We start from the raw sequence: 20,764 nt of genomic DNA, 5'->3' as shown, positions 1-20,764 counted from the left end.
GCCTGATGGACTGGCTCAACGCAGGGGCGCAGGGCGTGCTGCTCGGCGGGCAGTACGCCCTGCTGGCCTGCGGCCTGTCGCTGATCTTCGGTGTGATGCGCATAGTCAACCTCGCGCACGGCGTGCTCGCGGTGCTCGCCGCGTACCTCTCGCTGGTCCTGGTGCAGCAGGGGCTGCCGCTGTGGCTCGCGATCATCGTGGTGGTCCCGGTGTTCGCCGCGCTCGGCTACGCGGTGCAGCGCGGCCTGTTCAACCCGGCGCTCGCGCAGATCGACAGGGACGCGGCGGGTGGTGCGCGCGGGGCGGGCGAGCTCGCGCCGCTGCTCGTGTCGTTCGGCGTCGCCGTCGCGCTCACCAACCTGCTCCAGGAGGTCTTCAGCGCCGACACCCGCAAGATCCCCACCGGCGACCTCGCCTCGGCCGGTCTGCCCGTCGGCGCTCTCTCGGTGGGCGTCCTGCCGCTGATCACCCTGGCTGTCGCGGTGGCGGTCATCGGCGCGGTCCAGCTCTTCCTGGCCCGCACCACCACCGGCCGCGCCATGCGCGCGGTCGCCGACGACGCCGGAGCCGCCGCCATGTCGGGCGTCGACCCGAAGCACATGTACGCCGTGGCGACCGCCCTCGCCTTCGCCACGCTGGCGCTCGCGGGCGTGTTCGTCGGCATGAGCACCCAGTTCTCGCCGGGCTACGGGGACCTCGTGCTGCTGTTCGCGTTCGAGGCGGTGATCATCGGCGGGCTCGGCTCGCTGTGGGGCACCCTCGCGGGCGGCATGGTCCTGGGCCTGGCCCAGACGATCGGCGCACAGCTCGACCCGCAGTCCGGGGTGCTCGCCGGGCACCTGGTCTTCCTCGTCGTCCTCGTGGTTCGGCCGGGCGGCCTGATGCCAAGGAGCGTGCAGGCATGAGCAGCCCCGAGGTCACCCGAGGCGGTCGTGGATCCCTGGTCGGCGGTGGCGTCCTGCTGCTCGTCGTCGTGCTGCTCGCCGCCGTCGTGCCCTACGTGGTGACCCTCGGCGCGCTGTCGAGCCTCGTGATGCTCTTCGCCTTGGTGATACTCGGTACCACCTGGAACCTGCTCGCCGGCTACGGCGGCATGGTGAGCGTCGGCCAGCAGGCCTACGTCGGGGTGGGCGGCTACGCGCTGATCCAGCTCGCCGACGCCGTCGGCGCACCGCCGTGGCTGGCCGTGCCCGCCGCCGGCCTGATCGGCGCCGCGATCGCCCTGCCGACGAGCTATCTCGTGTTCCGTCTGGCGGGCGGATACTTCGCCATCGGCACCTGGGTGGTGGCAGAGGTGTTCCGCCTCGTCACCATGCGGATCGACGGTCTCGGTGGCGGGGCGGGGCTGTCGCTGAGCGCCTTCCGCGGCACCGACCGGGTGGAGCGCGTGGCGTTCGTCTACTGGTTCGCGCTGGCGCTCATGGTCGTCGTCGTGCTCGGGACGTACCTGCTGATGCGCTCGCGCGTGGGACTCGGGCTCACCGCGATCCGCGACGACCGCGTCGCGGCGAGCAGCCTCGGAGTGGCCGTGGACCGCGGGCGCCGCCTCGTGTACGTCGCGGGCTCGGCCGGGGCGGCGCTCGCGGGAGCCCTGATCGCGCTGAGCACCCTCGGGGTCACGCCGGGATCCATCTACTCCGTGAGCTGGACCGCCGCGATGATCTTCATCGTGGTGGTCGGGGGTATCGGAACCATCGAGGGCCCACTCGTCGGGGCCCTTCTCTACTGGGCGTTGCAGCAGTTCCTGGCGCCGCTCGGTACCTGGTACCTGGTGGTGCTCGGCGCCGTGGCGGTGGTCCTCGTGGCGCCCCGCGGACTCTGGGGTCTGGTCGCCGGGGGCTACCAGCTCTTCCCGACCACCCACCGCGTCCACCCCTTCGCTGCGGGCGCGGCCGTTGCGTCTGAAACGGGCAGGTAGCCGCAACGATCGCGCCCGCGACAAAGTTGCGACGGGGCGGTGAGGGCGATGTCACAGGCTCTTCGGTCGACGCCGCGACTGGGTATCAACGAAACTTGTAGACCCGCACGCCAGCGGAGAACCACGTGCACCGTAGCTCGTACGCCTGCACCGGAGGAGGACCATGACGGACGCCGACGACGCTCAGTACCACTCCATCGCCAACCCTCGCCGGATCACGCTCCTGCATCGGAGCGTCAGCGACACATATGGGGCGCAACGCGAGGACCGCGAAGCCCCCGACGAAGCCGCTGCCGGCTGACGCGGCCCGCTCGCGCCGAACAGCTGGTGCTCGACAGTGAGCCCGGCCGCACGCCCCCTGATGGCGGGTGCGGCCGGGCTCAGTGCGTCTGCCGTCCACCATGCGAGACGGATACAACCGCGGCCAGAGTTCACCCGCTGCGCTCGGGTCGGCGCCCAGACCTACCGGTCCGGGCGGCTGCGGCGGGAACAGATCCTGTGACGGACCTCACTGGCGTTACATTCCGGAAACAATTCCGGTAGCCTGCACAAGCATCTTCTTCCACAATCTGATGCAGCAGGTCAGTCGCAGCAGGTCCATGCGACACGCAGGTGGATACAGCGAGTTCGGCACAGCAGGTCATGCGGGCAAGGCCCCGCGGCGGTCGGTACGACGTTGAGAAGGAACTCGCCGCCGGTGCGGTCCCACCAGGGGCGGGCCGGCCAGAGCACGTTCAGATACGTACGGCGACAAAACCGAGTGGGGAACCCAGGGATGAACGACGAATCGATTCGACACTTTACAGACGGACGCGTGCCCGACGCCGGGATCGCGCACCTCTTCAGCGTCGAGAACCGATTCCAGGCGCGGCTCGACGTCGAAGCCGCACTCGCACTGGCCGAGGCCGAGGTAGGCCTTATCCCTGAGCCCGCCGGTGAGGCGATCGCGCAGGCCGCGCAGATCGAGAAGCTGGACCTCGCCCGCGTGGCCGCCGAGACGGTGTCGGCGAGCCACCCCCTGATGCCCCTCATCGAGGAGTTCGCACGGGTGGTCGGGCGGGAGCACGGCGGCTGGGTGCACTGGGGCGCCACCACGCAGAACATCACGCAGACGGCTGACGTACTGGTGCTGCGCGACGCGCACCGGGCGCTCAAGGACCTGCTGGCCAAGGTGCTGCGTGGGATGTCGAAGCAGGCGGAGGCCAGTGCCGCGGTGCTGATGGCGGGCCGCACGCACAGCCAGCACGCCGTCCCGATCACCTTCGGCTTCAAGGTGGCGGTCTGGATCGACGAGCTCACCGCCCACACCGACCGCCTGGAGCGCCTCGAGGACCGGCTGTTCCGCGTTCTCATGGGTGGCGCCGTCGGCACGTTCGCGTCGTTCGGGCCCGCCGGACGCGAGGTCGAGCGCCGGGTCGCCAACCACCTCGGGCTGGGCACCATGCCGGTTCCGTCGCGTGCGATCAACGACGGGATCGTCGAGCTCGTCCTCGTGCTCGGCCAGGTGGCCGGGACCGCGGGCAAGATCGGCAAGGACATCTACTCGATGATGCAGCCGGAGTTCGGCGAGGCGTTCGAGCCCATCCCCGACGGCACCGTCGGAAGCTCGACCATGCCGCACAAGCGCAACCCGCAGCTCGCCCTCGACCTCCTGTCGATGAGCGCCCAGCTGCGCGCGCTCGCGGCACCGGCGCTCGAGTCGATGCAGCACGACCACGAGGCGAACGGCGGCATGACCGACCTCTTGGAGGAGACGGTCAAGCGCGCGACGGTGCTCGGCGGCGACATCCTGACCCGGCTCGACGTCATCCTCGACGGTCTCGAGCTGGACGAGCAGCGCATGCGCGCCAACCTCGCGCTGAGCGAGGGCCTCATCGGGTCGGAGTCGCTCATGATGGAGCTCGGCGAACGCATCGGCCGGCAGAAGGCGCACGAGGTCGTGTACGAGGTGGCGCAGGAGTCGGCGTGCGGCGACGCGCAGTTCCTCGACCTGCTGGTCCGGAACACGACGGTCAGCGCCTACTTCGACAGGGAAGAGATCCAGCGCCTGATCGACCCGCGCGCGTACCTGGGCGAGAGCGTCGCCATCGCGCACGAGATGGCGCAGCACGCGCGCGCCGTCGCCGACCGGCTCGAGTTCAGCGCCCGCACGGCCAAGCCCGTCCCGTACTTCCTGCGCGAGACGGCCACGAAGGACGACGGCGACGCCGACCCGGTCGCCACGGACAGCGGCATCCACGACACGGGCATGCACCTCGACGCGGACTCGGGCATGGACCAGGACTCCGACCGGATGGCCCCCGTCGCCCGGACCCCTGAGGACCTCCTGCTCGTCGGCCTCTGATCTTCCCGGCAGCTCAGAACGAGGGCCTGCGGCCCTGACTCGACGTACCAGGTACGTCGAGTCAGGGCCGCAGGCCCTCGTCGCATGTTCGCGAGTGCAGGGTCCGCGGACAAGAGCCCGTCAGAAGAGAGTGCCCGACTCCCACGCCCGCCCGGCGCTCGTCCCGACCGGGGCAGGTGGCGTCACCCGAACGGGAACCTCCGGCGGCTCGGCGGTGAAGCCGGCGCCGCGCAGCTCGGCGTCGGGAATCATCCCGGCGTCGGGTACGAGCATCTCGCCGACGCCGCCCCGCCCCGCGTCCCACTCCTCGGCCGCGAAGCCGGCGAGCTGGTCGACCCGGTCGTTGTACGGGTTGCCCACGTGGCCCCGCACCCAGTGGAACCGGACCGGACCCGTGCGCTCCGTGACAGCGCGGTCGATGCCCTGCACCAGGTCGAGGTTCGGGACCGGGTCGCCGGACGGGGAGCGCCAGTCGTTGCGCTTCCATCCTTCGGACCACTCGGACACTGATCGGATGGCGTACTGCGAGCCGGACTCCACGAGCAAGGGTTCGTCACCAGGGTGCGCCTCGATGGCTCGTAGCAGGGCCGAGAGCGCTGCGACCTGGTCGTTTCCCCGGGCAGCGCCGCCCGAGTCGAACTGACCGCCCGCGTGGTTGATCCACGCCCATCCGATCGCGCCGCCGGGTGCGGCCGACCCGTGCGTGCTGACGATGATCACGGCGTCCATTGTGCCTCCTTCTACCCGAGAATCCGTACGGCAGGCCGGTGAACGGCGCGTTCGGGTCTGGCCGGCCACAGAGTTCGGCGGAGCGAAAAATGTGCACTGGAGCCACGAAACCCGCGCCCCGCGATCCGTGGGCATGATGACGTAGTGCCTCACCTACCGTCCGACCCGGCCCGGCGCCCGTCCGCCGGCACTCCGACGCCCGCCGAGCGTGCGCAGGAGCTGCACCCGTCCCGCCGTCGGACCCGCGCCGACATCCGGCGGTGGCGGCGGCTGCTCGCGGACGAACGGGCCGAGGCGGCGGTCTACCGCGACCTCGCCGGACGCCGCACCGGCGAGGAACGCGAGATCCTGCTCGCGCTCGCGCGCGCGGAGAAGAGACACGAGTCGCACTGGCTCGACCTCCTGGGTCCCGACGTCGGCGCGCCCGTACGCGGTGACCTGCGCACGCGCGCGCTCGGGTTCCTCGCGCGCCGCTTCGGCGGCGTCTTCGTGCTGGCGCTCGCGCAGCGCGCCGAGGCCAGGTCGTCGTACGCGCACGACGCCGACGCCACGGTGACCATGGCCGCCGACGAGCAGATCCACGAGGAAGTGGTGCGCGCGCTGGCCACCAGGGGTCGGAACCGGCTCTCGGGCACGTTCCGCGCCGCCGTGTTCGGTGCGAACGACGGGCTCGTGTCGAACCTCGCGCTGGTGCTCGGCATCGGCGCGTCCGGTGTGGCGACGAGCACCGTGCTGCTGTCCGGGCTCGCCGGCCTCCTCGCGGGTGCGCTCTCGATGGGCGCGGGGGAGTTCGTGTCGGTGCGCTCACAGCGCGAGCTGCTCGAGGCGTCGTCGCCGTCTGCTGAAGCGGACGCCGCGCTGCCGCACCTCGACGTCGACGCGAACGAGCTGGCACTTGTGTACCGCGCCCGGGGGATGAGCATCGAGGACGCGACGGCGCACGCCGACGCGGTGCTCGCCAGGCTCGCCGTCACACCCATGGAGCAGCAGGGACCGCTCCTGCGGGTGCACGCGGAGCCGGCTGAGGAGCGTTCGGCGGACTCCGCGGACTCCGCGGCCGACGTGGACGATCTTGAGACGCACGGGACCGCGTGGGGTGCGGCGCTCTCGTCCTTCTGCTTCTTCGCGTCGGGCGCGGTGGTTCCGGTGCTGCCCTACCTGCTCGGCCTCGATGGTCTCGCGGCAGTGATCGTCGCCACGGCCCTCGTCGGGCTCGCGCTGCTGGTGACGGGCGCCGTCGTCGGGCTGCTGTCGGGTACCTCGCCGCTCACCCGGGCGCTGCGCCAGATCGCCATCGGCCTCGGTGCGGCGGGCGTCACCTACGTGCTCGGCCTCGTCTTCGGGGCCACCGTGGGGTGATTCGAGAGTTCACCCACAGGGGCCCTTTGCCGTGTTCCAATAGGGTGGATAAGCGCGGGAAGGGCGAGATGGCGCGCCTCTCCTGACATGTCGCAGTTCCTAAGCACAAAACTCGCGATCCGCAAACCGCAGGTCTGCAGTTGCCGATATCTGGAACCCCCACCAGATTGAATGTGTATGCATCTCTGACAGCGGCCCGCCAAGGGCCGGAGAGCCGGGAGACCGATGTCGAAGGACGCGCTGACCAGCACGGGGGATCACCTCCGTCGTGCTGTCGCGCGCGCCGTCGGAACCGTGGCCCTCGGCGCCGCGGGCCTCGCGCTCGGCGTCACTCTCGCGGCCCCTTCGAGCGCCGCGGAACGCGGCCCACTCGATGCCGTTCTCGGCGACACGGTCGAGGCGACGACGCAGACCGTCACGCGAACCACCGACCTGCTCGGGCTGACCAGGACCACGGCCGGCCAGGCCACGGCGGACAGCCCCTCGGCGGCGACGGAGCCGCCCGCACCGGAGACGCCCGCACCGGAGACGCCCGCACCGGAGCCGACGGCGCCCGCGCCCGGCCCGGCCGCCGAGCCCGCGCCGCAGGAGGCGTCCGCCGTCGAGGAAGAGCCCGTCGTCGCGGCACCGAAGCCGGCGCCCGAACCGGCCGGGACGGTGGACGAGCCGGTCACCGAGACCGTCAAGGGCACGGTCGAGAAGGTCACCGGCGGCGTGCTGGAGCCGCTGACCGAGCCCGTCCGCGAGACGGTGACGAAGCCGGTGGGCGACGCCGTCGCGCAGGTCACCAAGCAGCCGGTCGCGCAGGTGACCGAGATCGTCGGGCAGGTCACCGACCCGATCCTCGACCCGGTCCTCAAGCCGGTCACCGAGCAGGTCGGCGCGGTCGTCAAGCCGGTGACCGAGTCGCTCGCTCCCGTCACCGGCGGTGTGCTGACGCCCGTCGTCGGCCTGGTCTCTCCGGTGACCGACATCGTGGGCGGCGTGACCGCGCCGATCGTGGGGGCGCTCGAGCCCGTCACCGCCCCCGTCACGGATCTTCTCGACCCGGTCCTGACACCGGTCGTCGAGGTAGTCGCCCCGATCGTCGAGCCGGTGGCTCCGATCCTCGAACCCCTGACTCCGATCGTCGAGCCCGTGGCTCCAATCGTCGAGCCGATCGCTCCGGTGCCCGGTGTTCTGGTGCCGGAGACTCCCGTCGTCCAGCCCTCGCGGCCGGACGGTCCAAGCACGGTGGTCCCGGCGGAGCAGGCCGAGGGCACCGAGTCGACGTACCCGGGGTCGCTGCAGGCTCCCGGTGACGTCGCAGTCGTGGTCTGGACCTCTGCCGGGGTCCGGCACGCGATGCTCGACCTGATGCAGGTGAGCGCCCCCCTGGGCGCTGCCGCATCGGCCGCGGCGCTGAGCGCCGCGACGACCGACGTCGTCCACTCGGGCGGCCCCGGCCTCCTCGGTGCGGAGCTTCCGTTCGGCGCCGGTGGCGCCGGCAACGCGGTGGCCGGGAGCGCCGCAGGCCTCCTCGGCGGCGGTGCACCCCAGCTGAAGGTGCCGGGCGGCGAGCTCCTCGCAGCGCTCTCCGCCCTGCTGGTCTTCCGGGCCCGCTCCTGGAGCGCAGCGACCGACGAGGCGCGTGCGAAGCTTTCGAGCAGCTACACGGATATCCCTGTCTCTCCTGCCTGACCTGGCTGGGCCGCGCCTTCACGTGCGGCATAGCCCGACGGTGCATCTGCCGTCGGCTCCACGCCAGGCTAGGAGAGACCCATGGACAAAAACTTCCAGCGCGTGCTCTACACGGCACTTGTTGCGGGCGGCCTCATGGTCGTCGGCGCCTCCTCCGCGCACGCCGCCGAGGAAGGTCTGTTGGATCCAGTCGCTCAGGGAGCTGTCGACTCGGTAGCGGAAGAGCCCGCCGCGCGCGGTGACCTCGACGTGGTCGAGAGCGCCCCGGCGGGCTCGGGAGTCGACGCCGCGGACGCCGGCCCCGCCACCGATGGCAAGGGCCTGGTGGGCGACCTCGTCGGCCGCGAGGGCATCATCGGATCGCTCCTGGAGGCCGACGTCGCCGGGGTTGTCGACGGGGCGCTGGGCGAGGACGGTCTGGTCGACGACCTGCTGACGGGTGGCGTCGAGGAGCCGGGTACTGAGGAGCCGGGTACGGAAGAGCCTGGAACTGAGGAGCCGGGGACCGAGGAGCCGGGTACGGAGGAACCGGGCGTCGAGGAGCCAGGTACGGAAGAGCCTGGAACTGAGGAGCCGGGCACTGAGGAGCCGGGTACGGAAGAGCCCGGTACCGAGGAGCCTGGAACTGAGGAGCCGGGCGCGGAAGAGCCCGGAACCGACGGACCTGGAACCGACGGACCTGGAACCGACCGCCCCGGTACGGGCGGCCCCGGTACGGGCCGACCGGGAAGCAGCGACGGCGAGGGCGGTCCGCGCACCGAGCGTCCCGGCACCGGATGGTCCGGGACCGACGGTCCCGACGTGCACACACCGGGAGCCGGATACGGACAGAAGACCGGCAGCGTCACGGTCGGAGGCGAGTACGGCACCAGCGTCGGCGTCAGCTCGACGTCCAGCGGTGACGAGGACGACGACACGGCCGGGTCGGACACTGGCCGGGACCACGCCGACGAGGGTGTCGACATCGGCTGGGGAGACAAGTCCGGCCCCGCCCCGCAGAGCTACGAGGGAAGCTACCTCTCCGGGGGTCTGGGCGACGACCTGAACCTCACCACAGAGCCCGAGGCGGAGGTGGAGGCGGTACCGGTCATGGTGCCTGACCCCACCCTCCCCGAGCCGGGCCACATGATCACGGGGCAGCTCTCGCTGATCTCGCTCCTTCTGGGGCTGGGGATCGCGGCGCTCCGAACGCGTCGCCGATGAAGCGTGGCTAGACCACGCTTCGCCGGTTGACAACGATCCGGGCGCGGTCAGCGTTCATGAGCCATCACGGTGACTCATGACCGAGGGCCGGTCAACACCCGGGTCGGCAGGTTCGTAGGGTCGGGGCGCCGCTGGGGGGCGCCCCGGCCCGCGGACCAGGACAGCACAGAGCGGGAGCTCAGGACATCGGGGGGTGTCTTGAGCGCCCGCTCTGTCGTCTGCGTGACGCCGTCCGTGCGAGGCCTAGTATCGGAGCACCATGCGCCATCTGCTCGCCGACACCACACCGCTGAAGGTGTCGGCCGACTATCGGCGGCTCTGGTTCGGGCTCTCGGTCTCGAACATCGGCACGCAGGTGACCATCGTCGCGGTGGGCCTGCAGATCTACGCCATGACCGGATCGACGCTCGCGGTCGGCCTGCTTGGCCTGTTCTCGCTCGTCCCGCTCGTGGTGCTCGGTCTGTACGGCGGGGCCCTCGTGGACCACTACGACCGGCGCAAGGTGTCGCTCCTGTCGTCGCTGGTGCTGTGGGCGGTCGTCGCCGGCATCGCCGCGCAGGCGTGGTTCGAGGTGGAGTCGGTGCACCTGCTGTACGGGCTCGTCGCGGTGCAGAGCGCGGCCTTCGCCATCAACAACCCAGCACGGTCGGCGATCATCCCGCGGCTGCTCCCCAAGGAGCTCATGCCGGCGGCGAATGCGCTGATGACGCTCTCCTGGAACGTCGCGCTGACCGGCGGGCCGCTGATCGGCGCGCTGCTGGTCTCCCAGCTCGGCTATGCCTGGGCGTACACGCTCGACATGGTGCTGTTCCTCGCGGCGCTCTGGGCCGTGTTCCGGCTGCCGCCCGTGCCGCCCGAGGGCACGGAGCCCGACGCCGGTGCGCTGAACCCCAAGGGCCGCGTAGGCGTCGTCGGGCTGCGCTCGGTGCTGGACGGCCTGCGCTACCTCGCGACCCAGCCCAACGTGCGCACGACCTTCCTCGTCGACGTCTGCGCGATGGTCCTGTCGTTCCCGCGCGTCCTGTGGCCCGCTGCTGGCGTCATCTACCTCGGCGGCGGTGAGACGACCACCGGCCTGCTCGCCGCGGCCTTCGCCGCCGGCGGCATCCTCGCGGGAGTGTTCTCCGGCGGGCTGACACGCATCCGCAAGCAGGGGCAGGTGATCATCTGGGCCATCACCGCATGGGCCGTGTCGATCGCCGCCTTCGGGCTGGTCCTCGTGCTCGTGGGACGCGGCTCGCCCGACGGGCCGATCGTCTGGGCGGTTGTCGCGGCAGGGGTCGCGCTGGCGCTCGCCGGCGGGTCCGACAGCGTCTCGTCGGTGTTCCGGCAGAGCATCCTGCAGACCGCCACGCCCGACCACATGCGCGGGCGGCTGCAGGGAGTGTTCATCGTGGTGGTGGCCGGCGGACCCCGCCTCGGCGAGATGGTCCTCGGCGCCGAGGCGACATGGTTCGGCGAGGGCTGGGCGGCCGTCGTCGGCGGCCTGACCTGCCTGGCACTCCTCTGGCTGATTGTCCGCCTGACCCCACGTTTCTGGCGCTACGACGCCCGCCACCCGGAACCCTGACCCACAACGCGCTGAGTGCTGGGTATTTGTGGGATCGAAGCGTTCGATCGCACAAATACCCAGCACTCAGCGCGGCAGTTCGGTGGGTCAGCTCTTCTCGGCAGGGTCGCCGTTGGCGGGGGCCGCCGCCAGGTTCGAGATGAGCTGGTTGATGTCCACGCCCGTCAGCTGCTTGATGACACCCTGGCCCTCACCGAGCACCGACGCCACGTTCTTCGTGATCGCGGAGGCACCGTCCGTGGAGATGACGGTCATGCCCTGGATCGACGCGATCGGCTCGGAAGCGGCGCGGACGATCTCGGGCAGACGCTCGATGAGCTCCTGCACCAGTGCGGCCTCGCCGTACTTGCGCAGCGCCTCGGCCTTGGCGTCGATGGAGGTCGCCTCGGCGAGACCCTGTGCCTCGATGGCGATGGCGCGCGCCCGGCCCTCGGCCTCGACACCGGCGGCCAACGCGACCTGCTTGTCGCGCTCGGCCTCACCGGCGCGGCGCACCGACTCGGCGGACGCCTCGGCGTCCTGCAGCGCGGCCGTCTTGTTCGCCCCGGCGATAGTGGTGCGCTTGAACGCCTCGGCCTCCGTGGCCGCGTTGTTGGCGTCACGACGGGCGTTGGCGCCCTGGACCTCCGCGTAGGCCTGGGCCTCGGCGGGCTTGCGGACCTCGATGTCGAGCCGCTCCTGCTCCACGCGGGCCTTCTCGGCCATGGCCTCGCGCTCCTGCTGGGCCACGAGCCGGTCCTGCTCGGCGCGGGCGAGCTGGCCGGCGGCGTCGGCCTCGGCGTTGGCCCGGTCCGTCTCGGCCTTGATGGTGGCCTTCTTGAGGTCGAGGGCCTTCTTGCGTACGGCGATCTGCTCGGCCGCCTCGATCACGGCGAACTCCGCGGCGCGGTTGGCCTCCGCCTCGGACACCTCGGCGAGCTGACGGGCGTTGGCGGCCTCGGCGCGACCGAGGTTCGCGAGATAGTCCGATCCCGGCGTCGAGATGTCGGAGATGTTCAGCAGGTCGACCTGGAGACCCTGCTCGGAGAGATCGGTCTTGGTGGACTGCACGACGCGGTCCGACAGGCCCTTACGGTCCGAGATGATCTGCTCGATCGTCATGTCGCCGACGATCGACCGCAGGGAGCCCTCGAGGGACTCCTTGATGATCTCGGTCAGGAGGTGCTGCTGGGACAGGAAGCGCTGGGCGGCCCGCCGGACGCCCTCCTCGTCACCCCGCACCTTGAAGTTGATCGACGCCTTGATGGCGATCTTGATGCGGTTCTTGTCGACACCCTCGACGGTGATGCCGATCTGGCGCTGCTCCAGGGAGATCGCGAAGCCCTGCTGCAGCACCGGCCACACGAACGCCCGCCCGCCGACGACGACGCGCTGGCTCGCCATCTGCGCCTCGGACTTCCCCGCGCCGCGGCCCACGATGATCAACGCCTCGTTCGGCGGCACGCGCCGGATGCGGCTCGCGATGAACGCGAGCACGAGGAAGATCGCGAGCACACCTGCCACTACGGCGACGATGCCCACCAGCTGACCGGTCATTTCCATGTTGCTCCTGGGGTGCGTCGGCCCGGCTCATGCGGTCCCGGCCGGATATGTGGTTGTGCGGGGGTAAGACGGCGGACGGCGGGGTGCGGCTCAGCGCACCGGCTCGACCTTGACGCGCGCACCGTGCTGCTCGACGACGACGATCCGCGTGCCCTGCTCGATGGGCTCGTCCGAGAACGCGAGCCGGGTCTCGAGCTCGGTGGCGGCATCGAGGGAGACCTCGCCGTGGCCGCGGTCGACGTCGGACGTGACGGAGCCCTGGCTGCCCACGAGGGAGACGGGTGTGCCGTCGTCGCCGGCCTTGAGGCGCTTGAGCAGCACGTTGACGAGAACGATCACCAGGATGCCGACCACGATCCCGGCCGGGTAGGCGACCCACGGCTCGAGCCCGGACGACAGCACGACCATGCCCGTGGCGCCGAACAGCATCCCGCCGGCGCCCAGCGAGGTGCCCGAGAGGGCACCGTCGGCCAGGTCGAGGAAGTCGCCGAGCACGAGCGAGGCGACCGCCAGCGCGAGCCCGAGCAGACCGATGATGATGAAGACGAGCATCCCGGGTCCGTTCGTGAAGATTTGGAAAAGTCGGATGCAACGTATCAGGGGGACCTTTGCGATCGGGCGTCGAACGGGGTGAATTGCCGCCGCGATCTTCACCTCTCGTTAGCGCGCTGCCGACTGCCGCCGGAGAGTTCCGCTCGCGGCGAGGGTCAGGAGCGTCGCGAACCAGCCCGCACCGACGGTGATGAGGAAGCCCGCGGCCGCCCCCGCGTCGTCCACGCGTGCTCCGGCGATCGATGCGCCCAGCGAGGCGCCGATGCCTATCGAGGTGCCGACCCAGGTCAGCGCCTCGGTGAGCTGGTGCTTGCCGACCATGTCCTGCACCAGACCGTTGCCGGTGATGAGCGTCGGAGCGATGGCGAGCCCGGCCACGAACATCGCGATCGCCAGCATCCAGAGCGACTGCGCCAGCAGGAACAGGGACACACCCGGGCCGAGCGTCGCCATGCCGATCACGAACCGCCGGGACGCCGGGCTGACGAAGTGGCGGGCGCCGTAGGCGAGCCCGGCGATCATCGAGCCGAGCGCGAAGACCGCGAGCACGACACCCGACATGCCCTTGCTGCCCAGCTCCTCGGCGAACGCCACGGTGGTGACCTCCATGGAGCCGAAGATCACGCCCATCGCCACGAAGACGAGCACCATGACCGGCATGCCGGGGATGAGCACGACGGCGCGGTGCCGCACTCCGGCGTCCGGTGCGACGACCGGTGGCTCCGTCGCGCGCTGCACCACGAACAGCACGCCGCCCACCAGGGCTGCCACGCCGGCGAGCACCAGGGCCGACGGCGCCGCGACCGCCGTCGCGAGTGTCGTGGCGAGCACCGGGCCCACTATGAAGACCAGTTCGTCGACCGAGGACTCCAGCGAGTACGCGGTGTGCAGACGGCGCGGGTCGTCGAGCGCGTGGTTCCAGCGCGCCCGGACCATCGAGCCGTACGAACCCTGGCTGCCGCCGGCGAGCACGGCGAACGGCCACAGCACCCACTCGGGCGCGCCGAGCACCGCGGCCGCGATGAGCCCGCCCATGCCGATCACCGACACGACGAGCGCAGGCAGCAGGACCGTCCGTTGACCGCGCCGGTCGACCCAGCGCGCGATCTGCGGGGCGAGGAACGCCTGCGCCAGCCCCAGGACCGCCGCGACGCGGCCCGCCATGGCGTAGCTGTCGTACAGACCCTGCACCATCAGGACGGCGCCGATCCCGACCATCGACATCGGCAGGCGAGCGAGCGCTCCGGCCGCGGAGAACCTGAGCGCTCCAGGGGTACGGAGCACCGCTGCGTAGGGGTTGGAGCGGGGTGAGGCAGCGGTCTGTGGCACGGATCGAGTGTGCCATCGACCACTGACACCGGTCCGACAGCTTCTGGTGGGCAGCCGGTTTCCGCCGGGCGGCGAGCAGAGTGGCAGGCGGGGGTCCCGATGGCACACGATTGCCCTATGACCGATGAGATGGCCGATGAACCGCTGGTGACAGTTACCGACAACCCCGAGAAGTCCCGTTTCGAGGTGAGCGTGGACGGAGCCCTGGCCGGCTTCGCCGCCTACGAGATCGACAGTGGTGCCGTCGTCTTCGTGCACACCGAGGTGTTCGAGGAGTACGAGGGTCGTGGCTTCGCCGGGCGGCTCGCGAAGGCCTCGCTCGGGATGGTGCGCGAGGCAGGCGGGGAGGTTGTCGCGCTGTGCCCCTACATCCGCTCCTACGTGAAGAAGCACGCACCGGAGTATGACGACCTGCTGCGGCAGCCTGCGGTGGATTGAGGCACGTGGGCCGAGTCCGCGGGCGGCGGAGAAAGTAAGTTTCACAATCTCGACCGCACTGCAAACTTCACATCCGACGCGACATGTGCGAGAGTTTCCTCACGGCGCCGCCCGGTGGCATTGTTCGTCACCTCAGTGTTTCCCGGATCGGCGCCGGCCAACTTGGCAGTACGCCTCAGGAGTACGACTCAGCAGTACGACGACAACACAACACGACGCGCCACGGCACCAACCCCCAGCAGCCATTACCGGAGGTCAAGTACGTGAGGCACCCCTCCCGCCGCGAGGCGACACCGATGCCCGCCTATGCGCGCACCACGTCGCTTCCGCCGGCAAGGCTGTCGGGGGTGATGTCGGGGATCGGTCGCCGTGAGTTCCTCACGATGGCGGCGGCAGGCACGGGAGCAGCCGCGATCAGCGTGACGATCGCAGCGCTCGACCCGGCCACCGCACTCGGCGCGCCTGCCCTGACGGGTAACGCCACGCCGGAGCCGTCGTCGGCCCTGAGCCTGAAGCGCGAGCTGCGCGCCATGTGGATCGCCTCGGTGGCCAACATCGACTGGCCTTCGACGAGCGGGCTGGACGCCGCGACCCAGAAGGCCGAGTTCCTGCACTGGCTCGACGTCGCGGAGGAGAACCGGCTGAACGCCGTGTTCGTGCAGGTGCGGCCCACGGCCGACGCGTTCTACGACAGCCCGTACGAGCCGTGGTCCCAGTACCTCACCGGTACGCAGGGTCAGGACCCGGGCTACGACCCGCTCGCGTTCATGGTCGAGGAGGCGCACAAGCGCAACATCGAGCTGCACGCCTGGTTCAACCCGTACCGCGTGTCGATGCAGACCGACCCGGCACGGCTGGTAGCCGACCACCCGGCGCGGCAGCACCCGGACTGGGTGTGGGCGTACGGCGGCAAGCTCTACTTCGACCCGGGCATCCCCGAGGCGCAGGAGCACATCCAGCGGGCGATCCTGCACGCCGTCGAGCAGTACGACATCGACGGTGTCCACTTCGACGACTACTTCTACCCGTACCCGGTGGCCGGCCAGACGCTGCCCGACGGCGGGACGTACGAGCAGTACGGGGAGGACTTCGACTCCATCGAGGACTGGCGCCGTGCGAACGTGGACCGCTTCGTCGAGACGATGAGCGGCCGCATCAAGGAGACCAAGCCCTGGGTGAAGTTCGGGATCAGCCCGTTCGGCATCTGGCGGAACGCCGGTACCGACCCGCTGGGTTCGGACACCGGGGGCTCCCAGTCGTACGACGACCAGTTCGCCGACACCCGCAAGTGGGTGCTCGAGGGCTGGCTCGACTACGTCAACCCGCAGATCTACTGGCAGATCGGGCTTGCGGTCGCCGACTACTCGGCTCTCGTCCCGTGGTGGGCGGAGGTCGCCGCGCAGTCCGGCACGCAGCTCTACGTCGGCGAGGGCCTGTACAAGATGACGAGCGGGGTCTTCACGGACCCGGCCGAGATGACCAACCACATCGACCTGTGCCGAGAGGTCAGCCGGGACGTCGGGCCGATCCACGGCAACGTCTACTACTCGGCCAAGCACGTGCCGCTCGACGCACAGGGCGGGATGTCGAAGGTCGTCGCGGACCACTACCAGCACCCGGCGCTCATCCCGCCGACGCCGCACCTGCCGGCGGAGGACGTCGTCACCCCGGTGCTCACGAACGTGCGCAGGGTGCGCGACGGTGTCCGCATCCACCTGGCGGACATCGGCCCCAGGTCCGCCAGGGCCACGTCGTTCGCGGTGTACCGCGTGGCCGGCTCCGTCGGCTCCGTGGACATCGACGACCCTGCGCACCTCATCGGGACGTTTCGCTCCGCCGGCGGGCGCGTCCAGTCGTGGCTCGACACGTCGGCCGCGTCCGGTACCGAGTACACCTACGTCGTCACCGCGCTGGACCGGGTCTGGAACGAGACCGAGCCGAGCCGGCCGCGCGGCACCCGGTAGGCGTCGTCCCACCGGGTAGGCCGCGTCCCGGGCTCCCGGCGAGCCGAGCCTCAGCGCTCGACGGGTAGCCCGATGCCCTGCCACGCGACGATGCCGCCGTCGAGGTTTGTCGCCTCGAGGCCCACCGCCTCGTTGAGCCACTGCGTGGCCCGCGCGGAGCGTCCGCCGGAGTGACACATGACCAGGACCTGCGAGTCCGCGTCCAGCTCGCCGTACCGCGCGGGCAGGTCGCCCAGCGGGATGTGCACGGCGCCGGGGGCGTGGCCGGCGTCCCACTCGTCCTGCTCGCGGACGTCCAGGAGCACGGACCCGTCGGGCACCGGAGAGGTGGGGTCGAGCTCGGTGGGGTGGACCGAGGGAACCTCGGGCAGCATCGGCTGGAACATGGCTCCAGCCTACGACGACACCGCCGGCGCTCCGGCGGCGACGGACCCGCCCGGTACCTGGCAGTATCGGCTGCATGGATGCGCGTGCCGGAACTCCCGCCCAGCCCAGCGACCTCATCGACGTCGACCAGGTGGTGGGCGCCTACTACGACCTCTCGCCGGACCCGGACGACCCTGGGCAGCAGGTGGCGTTCGGCACCTCGGGTCACCGCGGGTCGAGCCTGGACCACGCCTTCAACGAGGCACACATCGTGGCGATCACGGCCGCGATCGTGGAGTACCGACGAGGCCAGGGCACTGACGGGCCCCTGTTCATCGGCCGTGACACGCACGCGCTGTCCCAGCCGGCCTGGCAGACGGCGCTGGAGGTCCTCGCAGCCGCCGACGTCGACATCATGGTCGATGCTCGCGACTCCTGGACGCCGACCCCCGCCGTCAGCCAGTCGATCCTGCTGCACAACCAGACACGGTTCGCCGAGGGGACGCCGGGTCTGGCGGCCGCCGGCGCCGGTCTCGCGGACGGGATAGTGGTGACGCCGTCGCACAACCCGCCACGGGACGGCGGCTTCAAGTACAACCCGCCGCACGGCGGGCCTGCCGGGTCCGACGCGACCGGGTGGATAGCGGACCGGGCCAACGAGATCCTGCGCACCGGCGTCGGGCAGGTGAAGCGCGTCTCCCTGGAGGCCGCGCTGGCCTCCGAAGCGACGCACCGCCACGACTTCCTGTCCTCGTACGTCGACGACCTCGCGAACGTGCTGGACCTCGAGGCGATCCGCACGTCCGGGGTGCGCATCGGCGCCGACCCGCTGGGCGGGGCCTCGGTCGAGTACTGGGGCGCGATCGCCGAGCGGTACGACCTCGACCTGACGGTCGTGAACCCGCAGGTCGACCCCCGCTGGGCGTTCATGACGCTCGACTGGGACGGCAAGATCCGGATGGACTGCAGCTCGCCCTACGCGATGGCGTCGCTGGTGGAGAAGATGACCGGGACCGACGTCGCAGGCGGGGCGCCCTTCGACATCGCCACGGGGAACGACGCCGACTCGGACCGGCACGGCATCGTCACGCCCGACGGCCTCATGAACCCCAACCACTTTCTCGCGGTGGCCATCGAGTACCTCTACGGCGGGGCACGTCCCGGCTGGCCGGCGGGTGCGGCGATCGGCAAGACCCTCGTGTCGTCGGCGCTCGTCGACAGGGTGGCCGGAGACCTGAACCGCCAGCTCCTGGAGGTGCCTGTCGGCTTCAAGTGGTTCGTCCCGGGCCTGCTCTCCGGAGAGGTCGGGTTCGGCGGTGAGGAGTCGGCCGGCGCGTCGTTCCTGCGCAAGGACGGCCGCGTCTGGTCCACCGACAAGGACGGCATCCTGCTCGCCCTGCTCGCCTCGGAGATCCTCGCCACGACCGGCACGTCGCCGTCCGCGCACCACACGGCGCAGGTCGAGCGCTTCGGGGAGAGCTGGTACGCCCGCGTCGACGCCGCCGCCACACGCGAGCAGAAGGCCCGGCTCGGCGCGCTGTCGCCGTCGGCTGTCACCTCCACCACGCTCGCCGGGCAGGACATCACGGCGAAGCTCACGGAGGCGCCCGGCAACGGCGCGAAGATCGGCGGGCTCAAGGTCACGACGGCGGACGCCTGGTTCGCCGCGCGGCCGAGCGGCACCGAGGACGTGTACAAGATCTACGCGGAGTCGTTCGTGTCCGCCGAGCACCTGACGGAGGTGCAGGAGGCCGCAAAGACGCTGGTGGACGAAGCCCTGGCCTGAGGACTTGGTTGTGGGCGCGACCGTTGCGTCTGGAACGGGCATGTAGTCGCGACCGTCACGCTCACGACCAAGACGCGCTTGTGCGGGGTTAAACGATTCGTGTGGTTCTCGGGCGGTCGCGTTCTTCCTAGCGTCACGCGGGTACGCCTCGGTCGGTCCGGCCGGGGTGAACCCGACCTGAACGGAGAGCGCTATGTCTCGCGTACGACGTCGTACCCGAACGGCGGCCCTGGCCGCTGCCCTCGCCCTCATGACCACCGGCACCATCGCGGTCTCACAGAGCGCCACGGCCGGTGTGACCAGTCTCGGTGTGACCAGCCTCGGGGCGTCCCCCGCGGCGACGGACCTCTACGTGGACCCCACCACCCAGGCGTACGCCGCGTGGCAGGCGGCGAGCGGGACGAACAAGGACCTGCTCGCCAAGATCGCCCTGACGCCGCAGGCGTACTGGGTGGGCGACTGGGCTGGCGCAGACCAGACCCGCCAGCAGGTCGCGGACTACACGGGCCGTGCGGCGGCCGCCGGGCAGACCGGCGTCCTCACCGTGTACGCGATCCCGGGCCGCGACTGCGGCAACCACTCGGGCGGCGGCGTGCCCGAGAGCGAGTACGCGCGGTGGGTCGACACGGTGGCGAGCGGGATCGTGGGCAACCCGGTGGTGGTCCTCGAACCGGACGCGCTGGCCCAGCTCGGCGACTGCGACGGCCAGGGCGACCGCGTCGGCTACCTGCGGTACGCGGCGGCGTCGCTGGCCGACGCCGGTGCGCGCGTCTACATCGACGCGGGGCACTCCGGGTGGCTGGGCGCGAGCGAGGCCGCGCGGCGACTGCAGCTCATCGGTTTCACGGACGCCGTCGGCTTCGCGCTCAACACGTCCAACTACCAGACGACGGCGGACACCCAGGCCTACGCCGAGCAGGTGTCGTCGCAGGTGGGCGGGCGCCCCTACGTGATCGACACGTCGCGCAACGGCAACGGCTCCAACGGCCAGTGGTGCAACCCGCGCGGTCGTGCCCTGGGCGAGCGGCCCCGGTTCGTCGACGACGCGACATCACTCGACGCGCTGCTGTGGGTCAAGCTGCCGGGCGAGTCGGACGGCGCGTGCAACGGCGGCCCCGCGGCCGGGCAGTGGTGGCAGGAGATAGCGCTGGAGCTCGCCGCGAACGCGCGCTGGTGAGCGCTGTCTGAGGGCACTGGGCGTGCGCGCTGGGTGCGTGCGCTGGGTGCGTGCGCCCAGCCAGGTCAGTCGGCGGTCGTCACCAGGAGGTTGACGAGCTCGGTCAGGACGGCGGTGCCGGGAGCGGCGTCGCCGTCCTCCGGCGTGGAGCTCGCGACGATCGCGGCCCGGGCGGACGACTCGTGCACGCTGAGCAGCAGATCGACCGCCGTGCGCACGTCAACGGTGAACCGCAGCCCCAGGTGTTCGAGGATGCGCTCGATGGCAGCCCCCAGCTCCGTACGGAGCATCTCCTTCTGCGCGAGGAACGGACGGCCGACGGCAGGCTCGCGCATCGCGAGCAGCTCCAGCTCGGCATGCATCAGCGACCACTGCTGGGCGTCCCCCGGGTCGGTGACCATCACCGAGAGGATGGCGCTGATCGCCTCGTGGTCCACGGTGCCACCGCGGACGATGTCCGGCTGCAGCTCCTTGCCGATCGACTCCAGCATGGCGAGCTGTTGACGCATCGCCCGTTCGGCGAGCGCGAGGAACAGCTCCTCCTTGCTGCTGAAGTTCGAGTAGAAGGCGCCACGGGTGAACCCGGCGGCCTCGCATACGGCCTCGATGGACGCGCCGTGGATGCCATGGCGCGCGAAGACGGTGAAAGCGGCGTCGAGCAGGCGCTCGCGGGTTCGTTCACGTCGCGGCGTCAGGGCGGTGGTGAGCGCACGCTCGACGGCCGACCCGGAGCCGACGTCAGCGGTGGGCTCAGTGGTCACAGGAACTCCTCAGGGTGGAAGTGACCAGCCTATCAATACACCCGCG

General features: G+C 70.8%; 18 protein-coding genes. 12 read left to right on the top strand and 6 right to left on the bottom strand.

What is annotated here, in order from left to right:
• Positions 1 to 5 precede the first annotated feature (5 nt).
• The 4 genes from ACQEVI_RS10805 to ACQEVI_RS10790 all read left to right on the top strand — a co-directional run bounded on the left by ACQEVI_RS10805 (position 6) and on the right by ACQEVI_RS10790 (position 4,262).
• Positions 6 to 905 (top strand): branched-chain amino acid ABC transporter permease, encoded by a 900-nt coding sequence (locus ACQEVI_RS10805; RefSeq protein WP_432898078.1) that lies wholly within the window; start codon positions 6 to 8, stop codon positions 903 to 905.
• A complete protein-coding gene (locus ACQEVI_RS10800; RefSeq protein WP_432898075.1) occupies positions 902 to 1,918 on the top strand; it encodes a branched-chain amino acid ABC transporter permease in 1,017 nt (338 codons plus the stop codon). The genes ACQEVI_RS10805 and ACQEVI_RS10800 overlap by 4 nt, the downstream gene beginning before the upstream one ends.
• A 163-nt stretch (positions 1,919 to 2,081) precedes the next feature.
• Positions 2,082 to 2,219, top strand: coding sequence for a hypothetical protein (locus tag ACQEVI_RS10795; RefSeq protein ID WP_432898072.1), 138 nt, complete (start codon positions 2,082 to 2,084; stop codon positions 2,217 to 2,219).
• Positions 2,220 to 2,732: 513 nt separating this feature from the next.
• Complete coding sequence (locus ACQEVI_RS10790; protein WP_432898069.1) at positions 2,733 to 4,262, top strand: class-II fumarase/aspartase family protein; 1,530 nt, start codon at positions 2,733 to 2,735, stop codon at positions 4,260 to 4,262.
• 120 nt (positions 4,263 to 4,382) lie between these two features.
• Here ACQEVI_RS10790 and ACQEVI_RS10785 read toward each other — a convergent pair whose 3' ends face one another.
• Entirely contained in the window at positions 4,383 to 4,991 is a 609-nt protein-coding gene (locus ACQEVI_RS10785) for a ribonuclease H family protein (protein WP_432898066.1), read from the bottom strand.
• A gap of 144 nt (positions 4,992 to 5,135) precedes the next feature.
• Between ACQEVI_RS10785 and ACQEVI_RS10780 the strand changes: the two genes are divergently transcribed.
• From ACQEVI_RS10780 to ACQEVI_RS10765, 4 genes are all read left to right on the top strand, one after another.
• Positions 5,136 to 6,350: a VIT1/CCC1 transporter family protein gene (locus ACQEVI_RS10780; protein ID WP_432898063.1), complete on the top strand. Its 1,215-nt coding sequence runs from the start codon at positions 5,136 to 5,138 to the stop codon at positions 6,348 to 6,350.
• A gap of 225 nt (positions 6,351 to 6,575) precedes the next feature.
• Entirely contained in the window at positions 6,576 to 8,030 is a 1,455-nt protein-coding gene (locus tag ACQEVI_RS10775) for a hypothetical protein (protein WP_432898060.1), read from the top strand.
• Positions 8,031 to 8,111: 81 nt separating this feature from the next.
• Positions 8,112 to 9,233 carry a hypothetical protein gene (locus tag ACQEVI_RS10770; RefSeq protein WP_432898058.1) on the top strand — a complete coding sequence of 374 codons (1,122 nt, stop codon included), beginning with the start codon at positions 8,112 to 8,114 and terminating at the stop codon, positions 9,231 to 9,233.
• Between the two features lie 259 nt (positions 9,234 to 9,492).
• The gene (locus tag ACQEVI_RS10765; RefSeq protein WP_432898055.1) at positions 9,493 to 10,803 is read left to right on the top strand and encodes an MFS transporter; all 1,311 of its coding nucleotides are present in this window, start codon (positions 9,493 to 9,495) and stop codon (positions 10,801 to 10,803) included.
• A gap of 87 nt (positions 10,804 to 10,890) precedes the next feature.
• Here ACQEVI_RS10765 and ACQEVI_RS10760 read toward each other — a convergent pair whose 3' ends face one another.
• The 3 genes from ACQEVI_RS10760 to ACQEVI_RS10750 form a co-directional block, all read right to left on the bottom strand.
• Complete coding sequence (locus ACQEVI_RS10760) at positions 10,891 to 12,345, bottom strand: flotillin family protein (protein ID WP_432898052.1); 1,455 nt, start codon at positions 12,343 to 12,345, stop codon at positions 10,891 to 10,893.
• A 90-nt stretch (positions 12,346 to 12,435) separates the two neighbouring features.
• A complete protein-coding gene (locus ACQEVI_RS10755) occupies positions 12,436 to 12,897 on the bottom strand; it encodes an NfeD family protein (protein ID WP_432898049.1) in 462 nt (153 codons plus the stop codon).
• 108 nt (positions 12,898 to 13,005) lie between these two features.
• On the bottom strand, positions 13,006 to 14,226 hold the full coding sequence (locus tag ACQEVI_RS10750; protein ID WP_432898046.1) for an MFS transporter: 1,221 nt from the start codon (positions 14,224 to 14,226) through the stop codon (positions 13,006 to 13,008).
• Positions 14,227 to 14,343: 117 nt separating this feature from the next.
• Here ACQEVI_RS10750 and ACQEVI_RS10745 point away from each other — a divergent pair, with 117 nt between their 5' ends.
• Together ACQEVI_RS10745 and ACQEVI_RS10740 are read left to right on the top strand one after the other, a co-directional pair.
• Positions 14,344 to 14,664, top strand: coding sequence for a GNAT family N-acetyltransferase (locus ACQEVI_RS10745; RefSeq protein ID WP_432898043.1), 321 nt, complete (start codon positions 14,344 to 14,346; stop codon positions 14,662 to 14,664).
• A gap of 263 nt (positions 14,665 to 14,927) precedes the next feature.
• Complete coding sequence (locus tag ACQEVI_RS10740; protein ID WP_432898040.1) at positions 14,928 to 16,628, top strand: family 10 glycosylhydrolase; 1,701 nt, start codon at positions 14,928 to 14,930, stop codon at positions 16,626 to 16,628.
• A gap of 50 nt (positions 16,629 to 16,678) precedes the next feature.
• Here the strand turns inward: ACQEVI_RS10740 and ACQEVI_RS10735 are convergent, their stop codons facing one another.
• Positions 16,679 to 17,014: a rhodanese-like domain-containing protein gene (locus ACQEVI_RS10735; RefSeq protein ID WP_432898038.1), complete on the bottom strand. Its 336-nt coding sequence runs from the start codon at positions 17,012 to 17,014 to the stop codon at positions 16,679 to 16,681.
• 74 nt (positions 17,015 to 17,088) lie between these two features.
• Between ACQEVI_RS10735 and pgm the strand changes: the two genes are divergently transcribed.
• Positions 17,089 to 18,780, top strand: a complete 1,692-nt coding sequence (gene pgm, locus ACQEVI_RS10730) for a phosphoglucomutase (alpha-D-glucose-1,6-bisphosphate-dependent) (protein WP_432898035.1) — start codon at positions 17,089 to 17,091, stop codon at positions 18,778 to 18,780.
• A gap of 193 nt (positions 18,781 to 18,973) precedes the next feature.
• The gene (locus ACQEVI_RS10725; RefSeq protein ID WP_432898032.1) at positions 18,974 to 19,957 is read left to right on the top strand and encodes a glycoside hydrolase family 6 protein; all 984 of its coding nucleotides are present in this window, start codon (positions 18,974 to 18,976) and stop codon (positions 19,955 to 19,957) included.
• Positions 19,958 to 20,022: 65 nt separating this feature from the next.
• On the opposite strand, the gene ACQEVI_RS10720 is transcribed toward ACQEVI_RS10725, so the two are convergent.
• A complete protein-coding gene (locus ACQEVI_RS10720) occupies positions 20,023 to 20,718 on the bottom strand; it encodes a TetR/AcrR family transcriptional regulator (RefSeq protein ID WP_432898029.1) in 696 nt (231 codons plus the stop codon).
• Positions 20,719 to 20,764: the final 46 nt, after the last annotated feature.

The sequence above is a fragment of the Promicromonospora sp. CA-289599 genome (assembly GCF_050936155.1).
Lineage (GTDB): Bacteria > Actinomycetota > Actinomycetes > Actinomycetales > Cellulomonadaceae > Promicromonospora.
This window is presented reverse-complemented; position numbering and strand designations above follow the sequence as displayed.